The organism is Oleiphilus sp. HI0067 (genome assembly GCF_001635735.1).
The window spans coordinates 1-685 of the sequence record NZ_LWFI01001563.1 but is presented as its reverse complement, the minus strand read 5'-3'; the positions used below and the strand labels follow the sequence as shown (position 1 = coordinate 685).

Here is a 685-nt window from a genome sequence, read left to right as displayed (position 1 = left end):
CGCATCCTAGAGCCAAAATTTGAGACTGATAGTATTATGCAGCTCGCGCCAGAGCGAATGACGCTTTCTTATCAAGAGGGCCCGCGCGATGCAGAAACCTTAATGGCCGACGGAAAAAACGTGTATCTACTCAGTAAACGAGAAGACAACAACCTTCTTTATCGTTTTGAGTTTAAGGGCAATTCGTCGCTGACTGCAGAATCCATTGGCAAGATCGCGATAAAAAACATTACGGCTGGAGACATCCGAAATGGTGAGATCGCCCTACGCACTTACCCGCAGATTTATTTTTGGCCCGTAAGTGATTTGAGTGTTGAAGAACGCTTACTCACGATTCCACCACAATTATTAGACACAAGTCCTGAACCACAGGCTGAAGCCATTGCCTTTACGCAGGAAGGCGATTTGATATCGATCTCTGAAAAACCGTTCTTCGTTTCTCAGCTCATTAATTTTTATAAGAGAACTAAAAGCGATGAGTATGAGTAAATAACCCTAAGCAAATTCTAAGCACCCTATCTAAAAGCGAATAACAATAATGAACCTATCCAATCCAAATTTACTGCTCATCACTGGCGCCATCTGTATGCTCATGTCTCTTGGCTTAGCATGGCTTTCCTCGCTGATTCTTTATGCCAAGATGAGCTCACTGAAAAAGATCTTCCCTGCGACCCATCAGCTCATT

The 685-nt window shown here is 43.5% G+C and carries 1 protein-coding gene; it reads left to right on the top strand.

What is annotated here, in order from left to right; translation table 11 throughout:
* On the top strand, nucleotides 1-489 hold a 489-nt coding region (locus A3739_RS25500), incomplete at its 5' end, for a hypothetical protein (RefSeq protein ID WP_231877149.1).
* Nucleotides 490-685: the final 196 nt, after the last annotated feature.